The 24,299-nt window shown below is 38.2% G+C and carries 21 protein-coding genes; 12 read left to right on the top strand and 9 right to left on the bottom strand.

Features of this window, described 5'->3' with window-relative positions; translation table 11 throughout:
• Positions 1-243 precede the first annotated feature (243 nt).
• Entirely contained in the window at positions 244-1,251 is a 1,008-nt protein-coding gene (locus G6R09_RS00585) for a transposase (RefSeq protein WP_163920007.1), read from the bottom strand.
• Positions 1,252-1,438: 187 nt separating this feature from the next.
• Here G6R09_RS00585 and G6R09_RS00590 point away from each other — a divergent pair, with 187 nt between their 5' ends.
• The 3 genes from G6R09_RS00590 to G6R09_RS00600 all read left to right on the top strand — a co-directional run bounded on the left by G6R09_RS00590 (position 1,439) and on the right by G6R09_RS00600 (position 4,102).
• Positions 1,439-2,230, top strand: a complete 792-nt coding sequence (locus G6R09_RS00590) for a nitroreductase family protein (RefSeq protein ID WP_163920009.1) — start codon at positions 1,439-1,441, stop codon at positions 2,228-2,230.
• A gap of 186 nt (positions 2,231-2,416) precedes the next feature.
• The gene (locus G6R09_RS00595; protein WP_163920011.1) at positions 2,417-3,589 is read left to right on the top strand and encodes a MerR family transcriptional regulator; all 1,173 of its coding nucleotides are present in this window, start codon (positions 2,417-2,419) and stop codon (positions 3,587-3,589) included.
• 3 nt (positions 3,590-3,592) lie between these two features.
• Positions 3,593-4,102 carry a GNAT family N-acetyltransferase gene (locus G6R09_RS00600; RefSeq protein WP_163920013.1) on the top strand — a complete coding sequence of 170 codons (510 nt, stop codon included), beginning with the start codon at positions 3,593-3,595 and terminating at the stop codon, positions 4,100-4,102.
• Positions 4,103-4,197: 95 nt separating this feature from the next.
• Here G6R09_RS00600 and G6R09_RS00605 read toward each other — a convergent pair whose 3' ends face one another.
• Entirely contained in the window at positions 4,198-7,518 is a 3,321-nt protein-coding gene (locus G6R09_RS00605) for an Ig-like domain-containing protein (RefSeq protein ID WP_163920015.1), read from the bottom strand.
• A 320-nt stretch (positions 7,519-7,838) separates the two neighbouring features.
• Positions 7,839-8,270 carry an Ivy family c-type lysozyme inhibitor gene (locus tag G6R09_RS00610; protein ID WP_065167621.1) on the bottom strand — a complete coding sequence of 144 codons (432 nt, stop codon included), beginning with the start codon at positions 8,268-8,270 and terminating at the stop codon, positions 7,839-7,841.
• A 219-nt stretch (positions 8,271-8,489) separates the two neighbouring features.
• On the opposite strand from G6R09_RS00610, the gene G6R09_RS00615 reads away from it, so the two are divergent.
• From G6R09_RS00615 to G6R09_RS00625, 3 genes are all read left to right on the top strand, one after another.
• A complete protein-coding gene (locus G6R09_RS00615) occupies positions 8,490-9,032 on the top strand; it encodes a hypothetical protein (RefSeq protein WP_240345675.1) in 543 nt (180 codons plus the stop codon).
• 175 nt (positions 9,033-9,207) lie between these two features.
• Positions 9,208-9,747, top strand: coding sequence for a heme NO-binding domain-containing protein (locus G6R09_RS00620; protein ID WP_065167623.1), 540 nt, complete (start codon positions 9,208-9,210; stop codon positions 9,745-9,747).
• Position 9,748: 1 nt separating this feature from the next.
• Entirely contained in the window at positions 9,749-11,488 is a 1,740-nt protein-coding gene (locus G6R09_RS00625) for an ATP-binding protein (protein WP_065167624.1), read from the top strand.
• Positions 11,489-11,533: 45 nt separating this feature from the next.
• Here G6R09_RS00625 and mrdA read toward each other — a convergent pair whose 3' ends face one another.
• Complete coding sequence (gene mrdA, locus G6R09_RS00630; RefSeq protein ID WP_163920017.1) at positions 11,534-13,513, bottom strand: penicillin-binding protein 2; 1,980 nt, start codon at positions 13,511-13,513, stop codon at positions 11,534-11,536.
• A gap of 233 nt (positions 13,514-13,746) precedes the next feature.
• Here mrdA and G6R09_RS00635 point away from each other — a divergent pair, with 233 nt between their 5' ends.
• Positions 13,747-14,361: a PolC-type DNA polymerase III gene (locus G6R09_RS00635; protein WP_065167626.1), complete on the top strand. Its 615-nt coding sequence runs from the start codon at positions 13,747-13,749 to the stop codon at positions 14,359-14,361.
• 130 nt (positions 14,362-14,491) lie between these two features.
• Positions 14,492-15,538 (top strand): endonuclease/exonuclease/phosphatase family protein, encoded by a 1,047-nt coding sequence (locus G6R09_RS00640; RefSeq protein ID WP_240345676.1) that lies wholly within the window; start codon positions 14,492-14,494, stop codon positions 15,536-15,538.
• Positions 15,539-15,641: 103 nt separating this feature from the next.
• On the opposite strand, the gene G6R09_RS00645 is transcribed toward G6R09_RS00640, so the two are convergent.
• On the bottom strand, positions 15,642-17,096 hold the full coding sequence (locus tag G6R09_RS00645) for a DEAD/DEAH box helicase (RefSeq protein ID WP_065167628.1): 1,455 nt from the start codon (positions 17,094-17,096) through the stop codon (positions 15,642-15,644).
• A gap of 165 nt (positions 17,097-17,261) precedes the next feature.
• Positions 17,262-17,456: a DUF2986 domain-containing protein gene (locus G6R09_RS00650; protein ID WP_163920018.1), complete on the bottom strand. Its 195-nt coding sequence runs from the start codon at positions 17,454-17,456 to the stop codon at positions 17,262-17,264.
• Positions 17,457-17,640: 184 nt separating this feature from the next.
• Here G6R09_RS00650 and G6R09_RS00655 point away from each other — a divergent pair, with 184 nt between their 5' ends.
• On the top strand, positions 17,641-18,258 hold the full coding sequence (locus G6R09_RS00655) for a DJ-1/PfpI family protein (protein WP_065167630.1): 618 nt from the start codon (positions 17,641-17,643) through the stop codon (positions 18,256-18,258).
• An 11-nt stretch (positions 18,259-18,269) separates the two neighbouring features.
• Here G6R09_RS00655 and G6R09_RS00660 read toward each other — a convergent pair whose 3' ends face one another.
• Positions 18,270-18,590, bottom strand: a complete 321-nt coding sequence (locus G6R09_RS00660; protein ID WP_065167631.1) for a DUF1840 domain-containing protein — start codon at positions 18,588-18,590, stop codon at positions 18,270-18,272.
• Positions 18,591-18,771: 181 nt separating this feature from the next.
• Here G6R09_RS00660 and G6R09_RS00665 point away from each other — a divergent pair, with 181 nt between their 5' ends.
• The gene (locus G6R09_RS00665; RefSeq protein ID WP_065167632.1) at positions 18,772-20,205 is read left to right on the top strand and encodes a hypothetical protein; all 1,434 of its coding nucleotides are present in this window, start codon (positions 18,772-18,774) and stop codon (positions 20,203-20,205) included.
• A gap of 4 nt (positions 20,206-20,209) precedes the next feature.
• On the opposite strand, the gene G6R09_RS00670 is transcribed toward G6R09_RS00665, so the two are convergent.
• Both G6R09_RS00670 and aroG read right to left on the bottom strand, forming a co-directional pair.
• A complete protein-coding gene (locus G6R09_RS00670) occupies positions 20,210-20,713 on the bottom strand; it encodes a hypothetical protein (RefSeq protein WP_163920020.1) in 504 nt (167 codons plus the stop codon).
• A 502-nt stretch (positions 20,714-21,215) separates the two neighbouring features.
• On the bottom strand, positions 21,216-22,268 hold the full coding sequence (gene aroG, locus G6R09_RS00675; protein WP_304622178.1) for a 3-deoxy-7-phosphoheptulonate synthase AroG: 1,053 nt from the start codon (positions 22,266-22,268) through the stop codon (positions 21,216-21,218).
• A 451-nt stretch (positions 22,269-22,719) separates the two neighbouring features.
• On the opposite strand from aroG, the gene G6R09_RS00680 reads away from it, so the two are divergent.
• Entirely contained in the window at positions 22,720-23,457 is a 738-nt protein-coding gene (locus tag G6R09_RS00680; protein ID WP_304622172.1) for an amino acid ABC transporter ATP-binding protein, read from the top strand.
• 10 nt (positions 23,458-23,467) lie between these two features.
• Positions 23,468-24,268 carry an amino acid ABC transporter permease gene (locus tag G6R09_RS00685; protein ID WP_065167637.1) on the top strand — a complete coding sequence of 267 codons (801 nt, stop codon included), beginning with the start codon at positions 23,468-23,470 and terminating at the stop codon, positions 24,266-24,268.
• Positions 24,269-24,299: the final 31 nt, after the last annotated feature.

Consider the following 24,299-nt stretch of genomic DNA (forward strand, 5'->3'; position numbering starts at 1 on the left):
TTTTCCTCTTTCATTTACAGATCTATAAAAGCAGAATTGTGGACAGCCATATATTTTATTCTGCAATCAAGTTTCTAAAGAATTAATCTATTTCGCCAACAGAAGATGCTTTTACTGTAAAAATGACCGCTTCTTATTTAATTTATTAGTAAAATAACCGCTATTATCATATTTCACGATCGACAATACCCACAACCCTAACTGCTATTGCGGTATTTTCATTCGATTATAAATAAGTTAACTTTAGTTAGGATGTAACTGGTGACTCGCTGATTTTCCTTTGCACCAGTGTCCACCTGCATGTTGTTTGAAAGCACACATTCTGGACCACTTACCGCTTACATTAGTGTAACGCTCCATAAATTGTTCACTATGCTCAATCCAAGCGTCTGGCGTTATTCCCAATTGCTGTAAAATCTTTGGCTGATTAGATGTTATAAAACCTTGTTTATCTTCACGAATACAACGACCAGTCCAGTCGATAAGTTCAAGATAATCGGCAAAGGCAAAGTTTATTCCTGCCGTTTTAGCCTGATGTTCTGCGCCAACAAAGGGTAATAATTGAAAATGACCACTCTTTGATGGTGATTGTTTAGTGATGGTTATAGGCTGCTGATATTCACAGATCCGTTGCTGAATGGAGGTGTAATCTGATTTTTCTAGTGACGGTGTAACGCCAGCTCGAATAGGATTTAAATCAACATACATCATGCACGATAGCAATGCTTTTTCATCCAACAATGCTTGAGACTTAAATCGCCCTTCCCAAAACGCGCCTTTACATTGATCTTCTTTATTGGCTTTTCGTGCTATTTCCTCATTAAGGCAGCGCATAAACCAACTGATACTGCCTAATCGTTGCCGCCATTCAGTGACTAAATTTGATAACGCCTGCTGTTTTTCTGCGCCTACTTGTCCTTCTTTTAAGAAATTGACCGCAATAGGATGACCATTAAATAGCTGCAACCAGCGCGATATTACCGCTTTCGGCGTTAGCTTTTGCTGTTGTTCAGTATCTATTTTCAGTACCAAATGATAATGGTTACTCATCACCGCATAAGCGCACACATCGATACAAAAGACAGATGCTAATTGTTTGATTTTATTTACTATCCAACCGCGACGATGATGATAGTTCTTGCCGTTATAGGGATCGTCACCACATAAATACGCACGCCGTACACAGCGATTAATCACATGGTAAAAAGGTGTAATTTGAGGCTCGATCAATTTGCGTCTTGAGATTGTCATTGGTTTCACCATAAGCAACTTGAAGCTTAATTGTAGTCGCTGATAGTTGATGTGCAATGTTATGGCTGTCCTCTTCTCTTCTATAGAGCAATTTGCGACTTAGAAAACCGTCACCCACTTGCTTAACAAGCCAATAACAGGTAGAAATATGAACAATTATTTTTATCGATAAATAGGTTGTTTTGCCATGATAGAAACACCAGAGCAACAGCAGTCCAAGTCTGTTGAACCTACTCCACGTCCAAATGAAGTTTCCAAAGCTGAACAATATGCAGCATTAGTCCATAGCCGTCGTTCAGTGCGTAAATATGACGCTAATAGTACTTTTGATCATGATGCTGTACAACGCGCACTTGAATTAGCGGTGCTTTCGCCTAATAGTTCCAACATGCAGCTATGGCAATTTCATCGAGTGATAAATGGCGATAAACGCCAGCAATTAGCTAAGTTATGTATGGGCCAAAATGCAGCCAAAACAGCACGCGAATTAATTGTCATCACTACCACGCCTTATAAGTGGAAACAGCGTACTAAAATGAATGCGGCGCAAGTACGACAGGCGTTTGAAGGCCGTGAAGATGCCACCTCAAAACGAGCACTTAAATATTATGAAAAGCTGATCCCGTTCTTATATCGTAATGATCGCTTTGGTATTTTTGGTATCGCTCGTAAGGTAATTGTGACGTATTTAGGCCGTAACAAGCCGATGATGCGCGAAGTCAGTAAAGCAGATTTACGGGTATGTTTACATAAAAGTACCTCTCTTGCGGCAATGACGTTTATGACCGCAATGCGTGCTGAAGGTTACGACACCTGCCCTATGGAAGGTTTTGATTCTAAACGGGTAAAACAACTGCTAGGCTTAAACTCTCAAGATGAAATCACCATGATCATTGGTTGTGGCCCTCGCGCGCAAGATGGTATTTATGCTGAGCGCCACCGCGTGAACAATGCAGAAACCATCATTACTCATGTTTGATAACAGCTCTTTATAATACATGGCGGATATCAATCTGCTCTCCGCCATTGTTTAACACCTCATTTTTCTCTCACTATCCCCTATTACACTCATTCTGATAGATAAAATGGCCTTATTATTCATTGGGGCTTGACATGTCTAAAGCTTTATAGTTTATGATGCCGAATCTGTTGAGAGGACTCCTTTATGTACCATATTTCTGAATTAGCCCAGCACGTAAATTTAAGTCGCTCAACACTGCTTTATTACGAAAAACTTGGGTTAATTAAGGCTAAAAGACAAACCAATGGCTATCGGTATTATTCTGATAACGATCTCCAGCGCATTAGATTGTTACAGCAATTACAAGCAGGTGGACTCACCCTTAAAGAATGTCAGTCTTGTCTTGACGGTAAAATAAACCGCGACATGTTAATGGATAGGTTGCAAGTACTTGAGCAAGAAATAGCTACGAAACAGCACGCTAAACAATTGCTCTCATCAATGCTAGGAATGAACGCTTCATGTAATTGGCATGAAACTATTGAACGTACCGCTCCTTTAGCGCATTTAGAATGGCTTAAACAACAAGGCTTCAATGAAAAAGAAGCATTAAGACTCAAATGGCTATCAAAAAACATCAATGAACATGAGCAGTATATGGCTGATTTTGAAAGTATTTTTTATGGGCTGGATCGACTAGGCCCTAGCGACGATGATGACTCGCTGCAAGCCCTACATGCCTTACCTATTAACACTGGCAACGCATTAGACGTTGGTTGTGGCAAGGGGCTCACAACCTGCCTACTAGCACACCATTCTGGTTTTAGTCTAACGGCACTGGATAACGATGAATATCACTTAAGCTGTTTAAAAGAAAAGATAAAACATCAACCAATTAACGAACGTATTACAACCCGTTGTAGCAGCATGATGGCAATGCCATTTGAAGAACAACAGTTTGATGTAATTTGGGCTGAAGGCAGTGCTTATATCATGGGAGTCAATAATGCACTGAAACAATGGCAGCGATTTCTCAAACCGCATGGCTACGTAGTCATAAGTGACTTGGTATGGTTGACCGAGACTCCTAGCATTGAAGCATATGAGTTTTGGCAGAAAAATTATCCCGACATGACCTCAAAACAACAAAGAACGACTGACATCATAAATGCAGGCTATGAGGTCATCACCAGTTTTACCCAAAGCGAGAAATCATGGCTGAATTATTTAGTTCCAATAAAACAAAAACTTAATGACATTGATGATAACGATTATAAATCAAACGCAGTTAATGATTTACGTCAAGAGATCCACATTCACGATCAATACTTAGGTGAATACGGATACCACTTATTTGTATTAAAAAACAAAAGGTAACGCATGGAAATTAGAGCAGAAAAAGCATCAGATAAAGAAAACATTGCCGCATTAACGTATTGTGCATTTGAAAACCACCCCCACCATGAACCAGGGGCAAAACCAACCGAACATCTGATTGTTGATAGACTACGGAAAGCCAACATGTTGGCACTTTCTTTAGTTTGCGAAGATGATAACAACATTATCGGCCATATTGCTTTTTCTCCGATCTTAATCAACGGTGACCAATCAACTTGGTATGGATTAGGTCCACTATCAGTCACACCTGAACGCCAAGGCGAAGGTATTGGTAGTGCGCTGATTCATTTCGGATTATCGCAACTAAAAGCACAAGGCATTGAGGGTGTGGTATTGCTTGGTGAGCCACAATATTATGCGCGTTTTGGGTTTGAGTCACAGCCAAATTTAACATTCGCTGGTGTCCCTGCTGAGTACTTTATGGCGAAAGCACTCGCAAATAACATTCCTACAGGTGAGGTTGGCTACCACTCGGCATTTTTTGAAAGCTAACAAAAAAAGAACCCTACTTCAACAGCAGGGTTCTTGATTATTTACAGCTTATGTTTACCAATAATTGAATGTAAACCAGAACTATTCGTTAATCATTATTGTGGATTAAGACCTAACTTCTGTAGTACTAACTTAAAGTTATCTTGACGCTCTTTAACGTTATGCACATCACCCGTTGAACAGGTTGAATCAGGACAACCACGGTTTACAATACCTGATACATCATCAATGAACGCAGTGCCAGTTAAACCACCATCAACATACTTTTTCAGTTCGTTGTAGTAGTTCCAACCTTCGTATGGACCACCGTCATTTGAGTAGGCTTGTACTGATGTTACCCAGTAGAATAAGCCTGCAATCCACTTAATTTCTTTGTTCTCTTCCGAGCTACAGATCAAGCCTGGATTTGAACAGAAATCAAGATCGGCATACAGAGGGTTCGCTGGCGGTGCTTCAACAGTTACCCCATCAATAGTTTTACCAATTGTCGATGGATCAACGTGTGAACGACCTAAGTAATGGTTAAGGGTACCGAAGTTCTGACGACCAGTAGTTTGAATTACACCACGTCCCCACCAACCACAACCTTCAACGCTGTCTTTACTGCTGCCATCCCATAAGAATGTACCCGCTTTTTGACCAACGTAAATCTTACACTCACCACGTTCCCACACTTGTTTTGAAGTATCAACGCTTTCTGGCACGTCATTACAGTGACCATTATTCGTCCAACGACCAACATGTCCGTTAACTAGCAGGCCACGCTCTTCTAATACCGCATCTGGTGCTGCAAATACTGGCGCTGGCGCACCGTACCACTTCGCATGCGTTAGAGCACTAACTTCCATCTTATTATCACGAGGACAAGAGTAAGCGTAATCTAAGCCTGATACAGGGTTAACACCGTAATCTGCGTATTTCTGCCCCAACTGACCACAGCTTGCCGTCATCGGATAATCCGTTGGCGCACCGTATTTCACTTCAGACCAGTTATTTTCATCACAGGCGTTATAACGAATTGTCTCTTGCATACTTTGGGCTAAGAAAGCTGCAATAGCGACTTTAGCGTAGATAATATTGGTGGCATCATCCACTTCATCGGTCAGGAGCCAGAACTTATTACCAGCAACACCAATGTTGTGCATTGCATTTAAGCCATCAAGGAAATCATTCCACTTATACACAGTAGATGGTACCCACTGTGATTGCGGTGTTTCATATAAGAAAGCTTCATTATCCATCACATCAGCAGCGTTAGATAACTGTTGATTTAATGCTTCAATACGAGTCAATGCGCCTTTTTCTAGCTCTTCACCAACATAATATAGCGGTACTTTGGCAGCTTGATAAGCTTCAATCTTAGCGGTTAAGTTAGCGTTATTGTCGTCAAACAAAATCGCAAACACATTACTGTGTGCCGCTTTACGGATTTTCTGCTCTGCGGTTGTATTACCCATAAAGTAGTTAGCAGCTTGAGATGTTGATATCTCAGCCAACATCGCTGGCGTATTAACATAATCACTGACTTGCTTGACGTACTCTAACGCGTTATGCCATTGATCAGCTGATAATGCCGCAGTAGCACTCGATTTCGTAAAGCTAATAAAGTCTGCTTTAGTGGTACTATCTGCTTTATATAGCGCAAATGTCTTTAATAGATCGGCGCTATAAATAGAGGCGGAATCCCACACTGACTGACGACCAGAATGAGTATCAAACGCAAACTCTCCAATTGATAACGACCAACCAAATGGCGCTTGTGGAGCAACGGTTGATACGATCAAGTTATGTGCTTGCGCCCAGCCTTTAACATCATTGCTTAGCGCATTAACCGCGGTAATATCAATCTTGCTGCCTGTGATATCAATGGCATTGGTTAATGCTTGTTTCACTTCAATCGTACCTAGCGCTAAGCCTTTATCACGCGTTGCTTGATCAAGTACATCACTACTAATGATAACCGATGCTGTGTTGGCTTGATTCGCTTGTTCAATAACAGCAACAAATGCAGCCGTTAGCTTATTAACATCGGCGAGATCAGCACTGTTCGCCGTCGCAATGGTGATTGTTTCAGGTGCAGCTGTAGATGGGCTTGCTACTACAAATGTGTTTGGCCAACCTGCGACTTCTAGGCGAACAGGATCCATTGGATTTGGTAATGAAAGCACTGGTGCTGTTCCTGGCTCGGAACCATCACAGTTTAGATGCAGTAGCCACGAACTATCGCTGCCTGGTAACGTTTGCGTCCAGTAAACCGCTGAATATGCGATATTTTTATGGACCATAATATCGCCACCGCCAGCGTGATCACCTCGAGTCCAATCAGGATAAACATTAAACTCCTCACACAATCCGCCAACGGGTGGCACTGGTGGCTCAACGATATCTTCTTTAATGGTGATTTTTAATGAAGCAGTAGAAGAAAGATTTTGCGCATCTGTTGCAACAGCATTAAGGGTTACAGTACCGGTTTGGGTTGGTTTCCAATCACAGCTAAAAGCATCGACAGCAGCATCAAAACTACAAATTTGTTGGTTATTAGCATTAACAACCACAGAAGATAAATCATTATCGGCATCTGATGCACTAACAGAAATAGACACGGTGTCTGTTTCATTAACCGTTGCACCATTCGCAGGTGCCATAAAGTTAACCACTGGTGCGGTAAAATCTGTTCCACCAGCAAGTTCTACTGTTACAGCAACAGATTGTTGCTCAAGTTGTTGATTGTTTTTATCAAGCACAACCACCTTGATTGCAGCATTACCTGCATCTGTTGGTGTCCATGTTTGTGAATATAGTGTATTGCTTGAATCAACGGTTTTTTGAGCCAACTTAGTATTATTTGCCCAAAACTCAACTTTTGATGCCAGCTTTCCTTCAATACGAGTTTGAATAACGAAAGGTTTATCAACGGTCAGAATTTGGTTTGCTGTTGGTGAAACAATTGCGACCTCTGTCACTCCAGGCTCTGGTTCACCTGCACACTCTGTTAATTCCCAAAACCATGAACTTGTACTTGGGGCTTCCCAAACGCCAGGGCTATTTTGAGCTATAAAGCACTGACCTTCATAAGAAACAATATCGCCATTATTAACTTTTGTCTTTCCTGGTACAAATGGAATAATACCGCCTAAATCAGGGTCTGGATCGGGAACTGGCTCAGGATCTGGATTCAGTGTTGGCTCTTCTGAACACTCAGCAGCTTCCCAGAACCATGAATTTACTTTGGGTGATTCCCATACTCCTGGGTTATTTTTTGCAACGAAACATTCACCATTATAAGAAACCACATCGCCATTATTAACTTTTGTTTCTCCAGGTACAAAAGCAACAATATTTCCGTTAGCAGCATATATATTGCCGCTAAACATCACACTAAATAGCGCTAATGTTATTTTGTTTATCTTTTTCACAATAAGATCCCTTCCATTCCCACGCACTCAACAGCCAAACATTGGTTATTGATACCAGAACTCCACACAACTCATCTTGAGTTAATACATTGTTAACACATGTAAAAACACGTCACAATATTGCTTTTATTCTCAGCGCGAAATATGGTAGGTTGCTCTAATAATATGTAAGTAAAAAAAGTATGCTAAACGTACAAAATGAGATATTACTCAAACATAGGTGGATGAAATGATAAGGGCTATTATTAGTGAATAAAGAGTGTTCACAACCACTAAACACTCTTTTATTTAACAATTAGTTACTGATAACAACAGCGACTTTATTGCCAATTTGGATTTTGGCTCAAGGCTTGGTTAAACACACTTTTCACTTGTTGATCAGGATCGCCAATATATTGATAAGAGGCATAAATACTCGGAGTATTCAGTGCATCCGGTACATCTTTGACATGTACAATCATCGAGTATTTCTTATTATTATCTGCGGTTAAGGTGATCATAAAATCACTAGCACAATCATGAGGCTTACAATAAGAAACGGCATCATAGGTATGCCCGCCCATAACAATCGCCTCTAATGGTGAGGTGACGGTATTATCTTTAATCCAATCTGGAAGCTGTTTCTCAACACTCGCTATCGATTGTACAGGATTCGCAGCAGTATTATTATTTGTCTGAGATGGTGTCGAGTGAGAGCTATTACATCCAACCAACATCAAGCTGATACCCGCTATTAGCCACAATTTTTTCATTTTGACTCTTTTTTCCAAAGTTCGATTTATCATTAAAATTTACGTAATCAACATGATATAGTGTTCCTATACCTAATAACCATCACTTTATTCACCAAGTGTATGTAATATTTCAGGTAGGAATACGTTACCTGTAAGTAATATAAATATCGAATCATTTAATCAAAAACAATCAAATAGCATACCTTCTTATGTGAATTTAGGTTATGGTGTCGACAATTGAATAAAAGAAGTGATGATATGCCACTAATTACAGAAAAACTGATTACTTTAAAAAACGCGTGGATGGCTAGCCATATTACTGATGCTGAATTTCCAACCCCATTAAGTGAAAAAGGTTTACATCTGTATCAACTCGCACACTCTGAATTATCAACGCAAGTTGTTGACTCAGTCATCTCTCCTAGTGAATCATCGTTAACTTTCTACCCTGTCGATTGTCATCCCCTGACTATTCGCTATGCATTAGTATATTCAAGCTACTGGCAACAAGAAGAACAGCAACAAGCACTAGTAGAGTATCTCACCCAAATAATGTTTGAAGCGGATGCAAATGCACAACTTTATGTCGGTTTCTATAAAGGTAAACCTGCGGCAACAGGTATGATTTATACCGATCTCGATGAAGGTAAAAAAGTCTCCTTAGTCAGTGATATACATGCATTGCCATTACTTAATCAAGATCAGCTAATTCAGGATATGGAGTACTATCTGTTAGCTCTTGCTCAATCAGCCTCGGCAACGGTTATATTGCAAAAATAATATCTATTATCAAGATACAATCACATTGTATCTTGATATTTTTATTACCTATAACTCAAAAATATAATCTTGTTAGCACTCCTTTTTGACGCATTAATAAACTCTGCCATAATTACTAATACAACTTTATTTATAGTGGTTAGTTGCATAAAAAATTAATCGAACAAGGACTGATATGAAAGGGATTATTTTTACTGAGTTTATTTCGATTGTTGAGCAAAACTTTGGTTTAGACATTAGTCAGCAAATGTTTGATGGTGCTAACGATAGCGGTATTTATACAGCTGTCGGTAGTTATGATCATCGTCAACTCATTAAATTGATTATCAGTTTAAGCAACATTACTGGTATTTCTGCATCACAGCTTCAACAAACTTATGGCCGACTGGTTTTCCCTTCACTATTAGGAGCGCTCCCTATTCCAGATATTGAAGCAGATGACACCTTTAGTTTTATTAGAAAAGTTGAACAACACATACATCTCGAAGTTAAAAAACTCTACCCTGATGCAACACCGCCTAAATTTATCTTTAGTAATCAAACACAATCGACCATGACGATGGACTATCATTCCGCACGTTGTATGGGACATGTTTGTATGGGGCTTCTTGAAGGCTGCGCACATTATTTTAATCAGTCACTCACTATTACCATGCAACCCATGAATGACTCTCAAAACCACGTAAGATTTTCATTAACACTCACTGGTGACTAATATGGATGCCAAGCGCCAGATTATGTTATTAGAGCGAAAGTTAGAACGAGAACATGCTTCTCGAGTAATGGCTGAAAAATTATTAGAAATAAAAAGTCGTGAGCTTTTCACGACCAATAATATTTTAGAAGCATCATTAAAAAAACTACGGTTACAAGCTGAATTAGACTCAGAACAACTCGCCTACCAAACCAAAATTGAAAATTTGCTGTTAACCTATGCACGGTTATTTTTGAAACAAGCCCCTTCTCAGCATAATATTCAACAATTGATCGATAGTTTGGTTGATGGTCGCTATATTAGTGCCTGCCATATCTCTATTATGCCGATAGAAAATATTACTATTAGTGGCAACTATTGCAGTGGACGGCAACAAATCTGGCAACCACCAGCAGATCTTAATGATAACGTCTCATTTTGGGATACCGATACTCACCTTTATTGGATCCCCCTTACCAATAGTCGCGGTACTGTTGGTTATTTTGCTGCCCAAATATCAAGTCCAAAAATCAATATCGCAGCAATCCAACAACGTTTAGCTCTATTTTGTGAGTTATTCCGTTCCGCAATTGGTCGTCAAATCACACTGAGTCAAGCCATTCATGCGCGCCAACGTGCGGAAGATTCTGAACAATCTACTCGTGATTTTTTAGCGATGATCAATCATGAATTACGCACACCACTCAATGGTTTATTAGGCTCTGCAGAGTTATTACAAGACACACCATTAAATACCAATCAAACTAAATTGCTCACGACATTAAACCATTCAGGAGAGTTACTACGCGCGATTATTAATGACTTACTTGATTTCAGTAAAATAAACGCAGGCATGTTAGAGCTAATCGAAAAGCCGTTTGATAGCCATTTATTAGTCATTAAGCTTAGGGATATATTTTCCCACCGAGCACTAGAGAAACGATTAGATTTTAAGATTGAATATAGCACTGATATTCCACGATCTATTCGTGGCGATGAAGATCGCCTTAAACAGATTTACGTCAACCTTATTGCCAATGCGATAAAGTTTACTCAGCAAGGATTTGTACATGCTAAATTTGATTGGGTAGACGATTGTCTTATTTTTACTATTAAAGATAGTGGCTGTGGTATAGCACAACAACTGCAACATAAGTTATTTAAACCTTTTAGTCAGGTCGATATTTCAAGTAAACGTAGCCATGAAGGAACAGGATTAGGGCTCGCAATTTGTAAGCAGTTGTGCCAACAGATGGATGGTAATATAACCTTAATCAGTGAACCTGATCTTGGTACCACCTTTTCAGTTACCATTCCTTTGGCAATTAGCATCACTGATAATACCCAACCTCACTCCTCTCCAGCATCGCATAAGGCATTACAGCAATTACGCATTTTGGTTGTAGAAGATTTAAAGACTAACCAAATGATCATTGAACTAATGTTAAAAAAACATCAAATTGACATCACTATCGTTGATAATGGGCAAGCCGCTTTAAATATTATCGCCCAACACGATTTTGATATTGTGTTAATGGATTGCCGTATGCCCATTATGGATGGTTATTGTGCAACGAAAGCATTACGTAAACAGCATTTCGATAAGCCTATTATTGCTTTAACAGCTGGCACCACAACCGCTGAGCGCGATGCTTGTATTAATGCTGGCATGGACGATATTTTATGTAAACCCTACATGGCCTCTGAATTATTAGCGATGCTTCACTTATGGTCCAACACCTCGTCAGAACACAAATTCTAATAGCAAATACTGCACCACAGCTTATATATTACGACTAATTTTTCATCACTTTGGAGGCTGTGGTACAGCACCAGTCAATCCTGCCAATGATGGCGATGGTTGCTGTACTAACTCATTTGGCTGTGGACTTAATGTTGGCTTAACTAACACATACTCCATAATATCACGTGCAAATGGCGCAGCGTGCCATCCCCAACCTCCGTGTTCTAATACTACGGTAACTAAAATACTCGGATCATTAGCAGGAGAAAAACCAGTAAATAAAGCATGATCTTTAAAATGCTCAGCCACTTCATTAGCGTCATAATGCTGAGTATCTTTTAATGAGTACACCTGACTGGTGCCTGTTTTACCCGCCACCTGAAACGGCATATTTTTAAACATTTGACTGGCGGTTCCTTTTTCAACCACCAGCTCCATACCTTTTTTAATGATCGCCCAATCTTTTTGAGGCACCGACGTCAACGGTTTAAAATCAGCAAAGGTCACTGGCTGTTGAGTTTTACCGTCGATAATGTCTTTCAACAAATGTGGCCGATGTTCAACACCATCTTCAGCAACCACAGAAGTCGCTTTAGCTATTTGTATTGGTGTTGCGGTCCAATACCCTTGCCCAATGCCGAGCGGTATAGTATCTCCCTGCATCCATGGTCGATGAAAACGTGCCATTTTCCATGCGCGAGTCGGCATAGTACCGGTAGAATCTTCATCGATATCAATTCCCGAATGTTGACCATAACCAAATTTAGTCATCCATGCCGACAACCGATCAATACCTAAACCATAAGCGACTTGATAGAAATAAGTGTTTACAGAATCTTCAATCGCTTTATAGATATCAACATTTGCAAAACCTTGTACTCTATCGTCCCTAAACTTACGACTTTTACTATTAGGAATACGCCACCAACCGTGATTGTTACGTACAGTGTGAACAGTAATAACTCCGGTGGTTAAGCCTGCAGCCGCCAGTTCAGGTTTTACGGTCGAGCCCGGAGGGTATAAACCCAATGTGTCACGATTGATCAATGGATGAGCGGGATCATTTAATAATGCCGTATACGCTTTAGATGAAATCCCATTCACGAACAAGTTAGGGTTATAACTTGGGCTAGATACCATGGCTAAGATCGCCCCATTTTTAGGGTTCATAGCCACAATTGCGCCACGCCGTACTTTGGTGACCATTAAGCCTGTGGTGGGATCTTTTTGTTGTAACGTCAGCAATTTTTGCGCATACAGCTGTAAATTAATATCGATGGTTAATTTTATATCTTTTCCTGCAACAGGTGGTACATAAGATAACGTTCTTACTACCCGACCATGGCTATTGACTTCAACGGTTTCATAGCCTGTTTTACCATGCAACATATCTTCATAATAATGTTCAATACCTAACTTACCAATACTACGAGAAGCTCTATAGTTATCGTATTTACCACTCTTTTTTAACGCCGTAATATCACGATCATTAATTTTGCCAACATAGCCTAATAAATGGGTTAATGATGCACCGTAAGGATAATAACGCTCGAGATGAGCATCAATATTAACGCCTGGATACTCAAATTCATTAACTGAAAATACAGCAACTTGTTTATTATCCATATGCGCAATAAGTACTACCGGTTTAAAAGCTTGAGTTTGTTGTTTGGCTTTATTAAACGCCGCAATATCTTGATCTGAGATCCCTAATAGTTGTTGCAGCTTAATTAGTACTTGCGGCAAGTTTTTTACTTGATCGGGAATAATTTCTAATGAACAAACAGGAATATTATCCGCTAATATCACCCCATTACGATCATAAATACGGCCACGATTAGGCGCAACGGGAATTAGCTTAATACTATTATTATTAGCACGTGCTTTATATTCACTGTAATCTTGCACTTGTAAATGATAAAGATTACCAATTAATACGCAGGTTAAAATAATAATAGCAATAAAGGCTTGAATCGCTCGACGTATAAATAACGCTTTTTCTTGCTTATGATCGCGGATTTGATAGCGGATATGTTTTTTCATAGAACGATTGATAAGCTCATAATCAAGAGGGTGAGTTCGTTAGGCATTAAATAATAGCACCGTAATGATTCCCTCAGGGAATAAAAACCGCAAATATGATTTAAAAGACAGTAATTTTGCATGCATTTGTTGTTAATTTCACCATTACAAGTCAAATAAAATTGACTAACGATGATTTACAACGTCATTGATAGCGCTACAATACTGTCCTTCTTATAGCTAAAGATTTAAAAATGATAAGTTCTCGTTCTGCAAATAGCGTTATCGTGCTCGACTTTGAAACCACAGGACTGTCACCAACACAAGGTGATCGTGCAATAGAAATTGGTGCGGTAAAACTTGAAGATGGCCATGTTGTGGCACATTTTCAACAATTAATGAACCCTGGCTTTCGCATTAGCCATTTTATCGAAAACTACACAGGTATTAGCAATAACATGCTTCGTACAGCTCCTTGCTGTGAAGATGTTATGGCTGAATTTGCTGATTTTATTGGTGATGCCAATCTTGTTGCCCATAATGCTTCTTTTGATCAACGCTTTCTCAATGCCGAGCTTGAATTAATCGACCGTAAATACAGCGATCAATTTGCATGTTCAATGCTCATTGCTCGACGTTTATATCAACATGCCCCTAATCATAAACTGGGGACGTTAGTGGAATATAAACATATTCATCATGATGGTGTATTTCACCGTGCATTAGCCGATTCTGAAATGACGGCTCGGTTATGGCTTGTCATGATTGATGACATCAAACAACAATATGGTATTAACGATGTTCCCTTTTCATTAATGCAAAAATTAGCGAAAACGCCCAAAGCCAATATCAGTAAACTATTTCGATAACCTACTTATTGTGGTTATCAACAACCATCACTGTTAATAAGCTGTCACTCTGGTATGCTACTTATCAATAATGTAGCGTAATCTTAAAGCCGAAGTTATGCACTTTGGCTATATTTACTGAGAGTGTAGTGTGCCAAACATCAATCAACCCTCTTATGAAGTGCCTGTATCTACTGTTAAAATTGCCAGTTTTAACTTATTAAATTATCTTGAGCCACCAATGGCTTATTATGATTTTCAGAATATTTACACCACCGAGCAATGGCATAAGAAGCAGGCGTGGATCACTCGCTTTGTCACTAACAACCAACCTGATATTATTGGTTTTCAAGAAGTATTCAGTAGTGATAGCCTGCAAGCATTACTAAAAAGTGCAGGTTATCCTTATTATGCTGTTGTTGATACGCCAACAGTTATCGACGATTTCATTTATCGTAGTCCTGTTGTTGCAATCGCATCCAAGTATCCTATCGTAGACATTGCCCCAGTTGATGCAGATCAACAGGCTGCAGCATTACTCGGTTTAACTGAATTTCATTTCAGTCGTCAACCTTTACGTGCCACTATTGATATTCCACATATTGGTTTAACTGATTGCTATGTCACGCATTTCAAATCAAAGCGTTCGTTGTTTGATGATCCACTTCCTGAAACCATCTTACCAACAGATACCGCATTATCGCGGTTTATAGGTCAACGATTAGGAAGTTGGGGATCTGCAATGTTACGTGGCACAGAAGCCAACCTGTTATTGTTAGCGATTTTAAAACAGCGCGAAGTTAGCACTCGTCCAATGTTATTGATGGGTGATTTCAATGATGAACTCTCAAGCTCATGCCTAGAACAACTGATAGCAGGCAACGTTTTTGGCATGTCTGAAAGTGAGATAGAACGTTTAATTGGTTATTACCGACTTTATGATAGTTGGAGCCTATATACCGAAAACATTCAACAGCCAAATCTTTCTCGCCCGCCAACGCACTATTTCGGCACTAAAACCTCAGTGCTTGATTATATTTTATTATCACAAGAATTTAATGCTCAATACTTAGGTTCACTGTTTGAAGTCAGTGACTATCACACCGAAAATAAGCATTTAATTAACAGTAGCTTTGATGAAGATGGTTACAGTACCGATCACGCTATTCCCTGTGTGACGTTGTCACTGAGAAGCTAACGCCAAATTTGAAATAAAAAAACCAGCGTTATGATTATGCATCAATACACGCTGGTTATTTATCAGATCGATTCAATCGACCAATTAAACTACTGACACAAGATTAACTTGCTGTCGTTGCTGCAGGCTTACGGTTACGTTGAGGAGCACGACGACCGTCAGTCTTTGGCTTTTCATCATTGTAACGACGTGCTGCTGGCTTACCATCTGTTGCTTTAGGCTTAGCGTTTGCAGGACGTGGCTTACGTGCTGGCTTTGCACCTTCAGTACGCGGAGCATCATCACTGCGTGGTGTTGGTTTACGGCGCGTTGTAGGCTTGCCGTTAGAGCGCGGACGCTTTTCACCATTCGCTGAAAATGATTGTGCTTTCTTTGGCTTTTTAGACACTAATGGACGCGTATCTAATCGTGATACAGGTAAATTGATTGACGGTTCAAAACCTTCAACAATTTCACGATCTAGCACTTGCTTGGTTAAACGCTCAATAGCAATCAAATCACCAAATTCATCAGCACAAACTAATGAAATTGCTTCACCAATACAACCCGCGCGGCCAGTTCGGCCAATACGGTGAACGTAATCTTCAGCAACATGTGGTAATTCAAAGTTAACCACTTGTGGCAATTGTTCGATATCTAAACCACGCGCAGCAATATCAGTTGCAACAAGTACACGAACGTCGCCTGATTTAAAGTTCGCCAGTGCTTTTGTACGTGCACCTTGGCTCTTATTTCCATGAATAGCAGCAGATGAAATACCACGGCTTTCTAAATGAGTCGCTAATCGGTTTGCGCCATGCTTCGTTTTAGTAAACACTAAAACTTGTTTCCATTTGCGCTCATTCAACAGCTTAGTTAGTAAGTTGGCTTTTTTCTTTTGATCGACAGGGAAAATCCACTGCTTAACCGTCGGAGCGGTTTGGTTGCGTGGGTTAACATCAATCTCAACCGGATTATTAACTAACCCTTTAGCAAGCGCACGAATATCATCAGAGAATGTCGCTGAAAACAGTAAGTTTTGGCGTTTTTTAGGTAGTAACGCTAAAATTTTACGAATATCACGAATAAAGCCCATATCCAACATACGGTCAGCTTCATCTAACACTAGAATTTCAACATCACGGAATTTAACCGCATTCTGACTGTGTAAATCCATTAAACGACCCGGTGTGGCAACTAAAACATCAGCACCTTGACGTAGACGATTGATTTGTTGATGAGCTTTTACGCCGCCAAAAACAACCGCTGAATTTATTGGTAAATTTTTGCTGTACTTTGCAACATTATCACCCACTTGAGCCGCAAGCTCACGCGTTGGTGTTAGAATAAGTGCACGAATATGATTTGAACGAGCAGATTGACCACCAGATAATTTTTCTAGTAGTGGCAATGTAAAACCTGCTGTTTTGCCTGTACCCGTTTGTGCCGCCGCCATGACATCCTTGCCTTCGATAATCGCTGGTATTGCTTGCGCTTGAATTGGGGATGGTTTTTCGTAGCCTTGCTTAGCAACAGCTTCAAGAATTGGGGCGGATAGGCCTAAAGAGGCAAAACTCATAGCATCTCTCTTGTATAAATTAAACGCACAATCGCGTAGATAAGTTGCTCATCTAATGATAAGCAAGCATTATCCCACCAGTCACGATAGGTATAATGCGAAAAAACAGAAAAACGACCAAAATCATATTTCTGTTTAAGATATAAATTTCATTTTTTCTATTGATTAACTAGCTGATTCACTATCAATAGTAGTATCAGATGTTACATCTGTAGTTTCAGTAACCAGTGCAGCTTCTTCATCAAGCTTGGCACGTTCTGCTTTAGAAATATAACGAGGCTTATTGCTTTTGTTTAGCTTAGCATTTGCCTTCTTCATTCTCTTTTTTAACGTTTCGTTAATTTTTTTCTTTCTATTCATAATCGTGTCAGCTGATATTTTGAGCCATTTTTAAACAGGGGGCTGATTGTAATCATTCGCCGCTGAATAACAAGCATTATCCTCATAATGCAATTATAAAAGCTAAATTATCATCTCCAACACAACTAAACATGACTTTTTAGACTATTACTAATTACATTATCTTTATTACAAGGTATATAAAATGGCCACACGACAAACTGTTACTGTTTTGCTTTTTGAACAATTTGAGTTACTTGATACGTTAGGTCCATTACACATGTTTGGTTTATTACCTGAATATTACCAATTACAAATAATCACGATAGACGGTAAAAACGTTAGCAGTACGCAAGGTATTAGCCTGCAACCAATGCTCAGTTTTAATGACGATATTGCTGCAGGGATTCTGATTATTCCAGGTGGCGTGGGGATTCGATTTGCTACCCATAATAAGCATATTTTAAATTGGTTAAAAAAAGTGGCGCCCCAGCAACAGATTATATGTTCAACCTCAACGGGTGCAGCATTACTTGCTAATGCTGGCCTACTTAATAATTGCACAGCAACAACGACCCAAAAACACCTCGACTGGGTATCTCAGTTTGGACGTAATATACAATGGCAAACATCTGCTCGTTGGGTGCATAGTAATAACATTTTTACAGCATCAGGCAGCTCAGCGAGTCTTGATATGTCATTAGCGATTATTGGCCATCAATACGGTGATGCCACTGCGCGTCGCATTGCTGCCGATACTGAATATCTATGGTTAAATGATCCTGACGATGACCCATTTGCACCATTACACTTAGTAAAATAAGCCCTTAAGTCTTATTCCCACATCACATAATTTTTTGCTGAAATCGCCGCTTTAAGTAAATCGATAAGAGGAACGGCTCGAACATCAAGACTAATTTGAATATCGGTTTCGCTTTCGTCTTCATTATCAATTTCTTGCACTATATTTTCTGATTGTTGTTGCGTTATCAGTGCAAGTTTTTCCTCTAAATTTACTAACGCACAAGCGACATCTTCTGCTCTTATTGCCCCTGGTACATCGGTTGTAAACCCCATCATTGTAATTAATGAGTGTGCAACATCACCAAACATAGTGACATTACCATAAGATTTACTACTAAATGTTACTAACATAATCGCCTCTAAGCTCAATTTAAAATGTTGCTATATTTAACCATACAACCACTATTGATTACATAACAATCACAGTAAACAACCAATTACTTACCAAAAAAAACAAGCATTATGCACCTTGTATATTACACTTATATAGGTATAATAAAATCAATGGCAAAGTAAATGTAACTATCTAAAAATGAACATCTTTTCAAGCGTATCTTTAATTTTTTTATGCATCGTTACTGGGTGTGATAATTATAACCATATTGATTATTCATCTTTTAATATTGATCCTAAAATCATTACATCTCAAGATCAGCAAGGGTTCATTATTACTGATACATATAGTCCTTTTACTATCCCCTCAGATTTCGCTAATCTTAAAAATGCGTCACAATCATTAATTAACTCAAATTGGTTATCTAATCCACATTACCTCGAAGATATTTATCATTTAATTTACCAATTTAATCAAACTCATATTGATGATTCAACTATATTTGTACAATCGCTTTATAACAGTGCATTAATTTATAAAAAAAACATGATTGAAGTAAATATGTTAAAAAGACAACTTCAAGACGATGTTAATAATAAACTAAATTATTACCAACAAGAAATAGCATTAATCAATACACGTTTATCGATCATGAAAATGACAGAAGAACAGCATATTGAAAATATTGCAATGATAAAAAACACTATTAAAGAAAAGCAGCAATACTATACGAAATTACGCCGAGAACTAAAAGAAGAGTTACACGCAATTCAACTAAATAATGATTTAATTTTCATTTTAATATCTGATATTAAATTTAAATATAATGCACATAACACTATTAATTGTTCAACATATTTAGGTGATTATAAAAAATTAAATCTCGTTTCACCCTATGCTTGTATTTATTATAATCATGATGAATTAATCACTAAAGTTCCAGTTAATAACCAACAACAAATTAATGTTATTTTTGAGCATTATGTTCCAAAATTATGGCATACAATGGTAGAGCTCAATGGCCATTTTGAGCCGAGTTATGGTAAACAAGTTTTCAATAGCTACTTACAGAAAGATTTAGTCATTGCTAACAATAATTTAGCTGAAAAACGTCTAATGAGTACAAAACCACGCCCTTATGATGCTATTGGTTTAGAAATAAAGCGACTGATGAAATTAAATTTTGAAATGAATACTAACATCAATAAAGCCTTACTTGATGATAATAATCATATCAACATATCAACACCTACATTCTATTCTAAATTAGCGCCATTATTTTCTAATGGAAAAATAAGAGATCCTATAATTAACTTTTCATTACTTTGTAAAAATAATAGTTTAATTGAAAAATTCACTCAAAAATATGCTGTAAAAATACTTAATGAATATCCCAAATCACTCACTTTTCAGATAGAAAAAAATGGTACTTTTACTCTACCTAAAATAAGAGCAAAACATTATAAAATTGTGCTTAATGTTAATGAAAATTACAGCGTTATTTATAATGGTCGTCGAGTGTTAACACCACCAACAGATTTTACTCAGGCTTCACCAAATACAACTACTGTACAATATAATCTTAATCGACTTATTAACCAGCAGTTATTTGAAAAATGGATCGATAGTTAATCATCTATTCATTAAATCCGAAACGTTGAGCAGTCTGCAACCATGTTTTCGCTATGTTTGGGTTTTTATTGAGCATTGGTAATACTTCAATAATCTGTACGATAGTTGCCTGATTGGTCGCGCAATTATTAGCCTCATAGTCACTGATAACCGTATAAAAAAGAGGTTGCTGTGTTTTTGAGGTCGTACACCAATGATTGGTTAGATCACCCCCTCTTTTAATACAAATATCAGTAATAAAACGTTGGTAATTGTTTATTGACTGTTGCTGAGTATCATTACACCAAATTTGTTGATACTCCATGTAACCTAATGTTGGATGATAGACAATATTCTGCTGCGGCTGTTGCACCTTCGTCTGATGGTTAATAAAAGCCTGAGTTGCTGAAATCACAGTTGATGTTGAAGTGATATTGTTAGCATAAGAGACTTGAGCACACATACTAAAGAAAGCTGTGAATAGTAAGCCAATATTTACTATATATTTCCATGTTAGATTACGCATCATTTTTTCCTTTCTAATAAGGACAACAAAACGCTTTAGCACTATAAGCATATACCTTATTAAGTATTAGCAACTTTAAATCAAAAAGAACAATTCCCTTAGTAAAGAATAATAATAAATAGTGTCCTATTTACTGTACATATTGGATGATTTATTTGCCTGCCGACGTCATATCAACTGTACACTTACTATAATTACCAACGTATTTTCATAGTATGACTTATTATCTACAGTCTTTAGGGATCATTATGGATAAAAAAACAATCATAGCTGATACCCATGATATTTTTGATTCTTTTATCATTAATGGGTTACATCATAACTATAATATATATTGTCAATTCCCTTTTAATGAGCATCTCGTTAATCAACATCATTATGGCGATCATTTTGATATTGAATTTAATGATGGTTACAGACTCCACCAATAAAAAAGCCCCTACTTTATATAAAGCAGGAGCTGTGATTTTATTATGCTGTTGCGGCGCTTTAAGCCACTAACTTTTTATTGCTGACGACGAGATCTAACATCACTAGCAAGTTGACGCAGAACTGTGGCTGTGTCATCCCAACCAATACATGCATCAGTAATGCTTTGACCGTATGTTGGTGTCTCACCCTCGACGATATCTTGACGACCTTCAACTAAGTGACTTTCAATCATCACCCCAAAAATCGCACTATTACCATTTGCAATTTGCTGACCGACATCAGCAGAAACCACCACCTGTCGTTGATACTGTTTTGAACTATTAGCGTGGCTAAAATCAATCATGAGTTTATTACGTAAACCTGCATCTATAAGCTGTTGCATAATTTGATTGACGTCATCAGCACCATAATTCGGAGCTTTACCGCCACGCAAAATAATGTGGCAATCTTCATTACCAGCCGTGGCTACAATCGCAGAATGGCCGTATTTGGTAACCGACAAAAAGTGATGAGGTGCGCTTGCTGAGCCAATAGCATCCGTTGCAATTTTGATATTACCATCAGTACCATTTTTAAAACCTACTGGACAAGAAAGCCCGGATGCCAACTCACGATGCACTTGTGATTCGGTGGTACGTGCGCCGATAGCTCCCCAGCTGATAAGATCCCCCATATATTGAGGTGTGATCATATCTAAGAATTCACCAGCTGTTGGCAATCCTAAATCTGTAAGATCTGCAAGTAGCTTACGCCCAATGCGTAAACCATCATTAAGCTGAAAGCTATTATCCATATACGGGTCATTAATCAACCCTTTCCAGCCAACAGTCGTACGTGGTTTTTCAAAATAAACTCGCATTACAATCTCAAGATCGCCTTGAAGCTCATCTCTAAGTTGCTTTAGTTTTTTACCGTATTCCAATGCAGCCACGGGATCATGAATAGAACAAGGGCCAACAATAACCAACAATCGATCATCTTCATCATTTAGAATGTTATGAATCGCTTGGCGTGATTGGTAAACGGTTTCAGCTGCTTTATTAGATGCAGGAAACTTTTCTAACACCGCTATTGGTGGTAAAAGCTCTTTAATTTCACTGATTCGAACGTCATCCGTCTTATGCATATTCATACTTCCTATAATTCCTTTTAATACACGGTAATTAGCCAACCAAGACAAATAACCATATAATCCTTAATCTGAAACATTTACTTAACTTATCGTTTAAAAACTTAGAGTGCAAACTGTTATTTAATCAAAAACTGAATGAACCCTGACATTTCTTTATAATTGTTGCGTTATTCTGCACCTAAATGACAATATATGAATAGAAAACATTAAAAATATAAAAATAATTATTACACGAGGGAATAGAAAGCCTGTAAAATATACCAATATCAACTAACTAATGTGAAACCTACAATTTTTTAAAAACATACACACACTCAATATATTTATGAATTTAATATTGATAACAATTAATATATGCTTTTAATAATTATGTGATTCTTTAATCATAAAAATACATAACTAATGATGTATAAGTAGATATCAATTACATTTAAGGGATGCTGCATTGTCTGAAAACAATATAATCACATTTAATAATGTTGATAAATGGTACGGCCATTATCATGCATTAAAAAATATTAATCTTTCTGTTAAAAAAGGTGAACGATTAGTCATTTGTGGGCCTTCAGGTTCAGGAAAATCGACATTAATTCGCTGTATTAATGGTTTAGAAAAATATAATAATGGTGAAATAACCGTTGCTGGGCATTCATTAAACCATAAAGAACTTCATGCAATACGAGGTCAGGTAGGTATGGTGTTTCAACACTTTAACTTATTTCCTCATATGAGCGTATTAGATAATTTAACATTAGCACCTCGCCGTGCGTTAAAAATGTCTAAAGCTGATGCTGAAAAGCTTGCTCGTGACTTTTTGGAACGTGTGCATATTGGTCACCAAGCGGATAAGTTTCCAGGGCAACTTTCAGGTGGACAACAGCAACGTGTTGCGATCGCTCGTTCTTTATGCATGAAACCTAATATATTGCTATTTGATGAACCAACATCTGCACTTGATCCTGAAATGATCCGTGAAGTTCTTGATGTAATGAAAGAACTTGCCGATGATGGGATTACAATGGTATGTGTTACTCATGAAATGGGGTTTGCACGTCAAGTTGCTGACCGCGTTGTGTTTATGGATCAAGGTGAGATTGTTGAAATGGCGGCTCCAGCACAACTTTTTGACCATCCTCAGCATAAACGTACACAACAATTTCTCGAAAATATTCTTAGCTATTGAGATCAAAATAATGACCCAAGATAGACGATCTCGAATCCCTCAGCTTATCGCTATTACATTACAAGTGATTTGCGTTGCTTCAATTATTATGCTGTTGCTTAATAGCGGGGCAAAAGCAATGCATTATCATTGGCAATGGTACCGTATTCCTGAGCACCTATGGTTTTATGAAGATGGCCAATGGTATCCTGGTGAGTTGATTGAAGGGTTAATGGTAACGCTGAAAATATCAGGCTTCAGTTTAATCTGTACTATAGTGATCGGTTTTATAACTGCATTATTACGAATGTCAGATTCGATCGTCGGTCGCAGTCTTGCTCGTGGTTATATTGAAGTTATTCGCAGTACACCTTTGCTTGTGCAAATTTATTTACTGTATTTTGTTTTTGGGCCGGTATTAGGTATTGATCGGACAACAACAGCAATCTTAGCGTTATCATTATTTCAAGGTGCATACAGCGCTGAGATTTTCCGTTCTGGTTTACAAGGAATACCTAAGGGTCAACTTGAAGCCGCAGAAAGTTTAGGTCTATCACAAATAGATAGTTATCGATTTGTTGTTATTCCACAAATGTTTAGAAAAATTATTCCACCGCTCACAAATGAAGCGGTGTCCTTAGTAAAAAATTCTTCCATTGTCAGTATTATGGCTATATTTGATTTGACAACGGAAGGACGAAATATTGTCGCTGATACTGCGATGCCATTTGAAGTATGGTTTACTGTCGCAGCAATATATCTATGTATAACATTAACATTATCAGCACTAGCAACTTGGTTAGAACGTCGTTTAATTATTCCTAACCACTAACATTTATAATGAACCATATAAACCAATGGAG

Origin of the sequence: Photobacterium sp. Alg240-V54 (assembly GCF_900537155.1) — a bacterium.
Lineage (GTDB): Bacteria > Pseudomonadota > Gammaproteobacteria > Enterobacterales > Vibrionaceae > Photobacterium.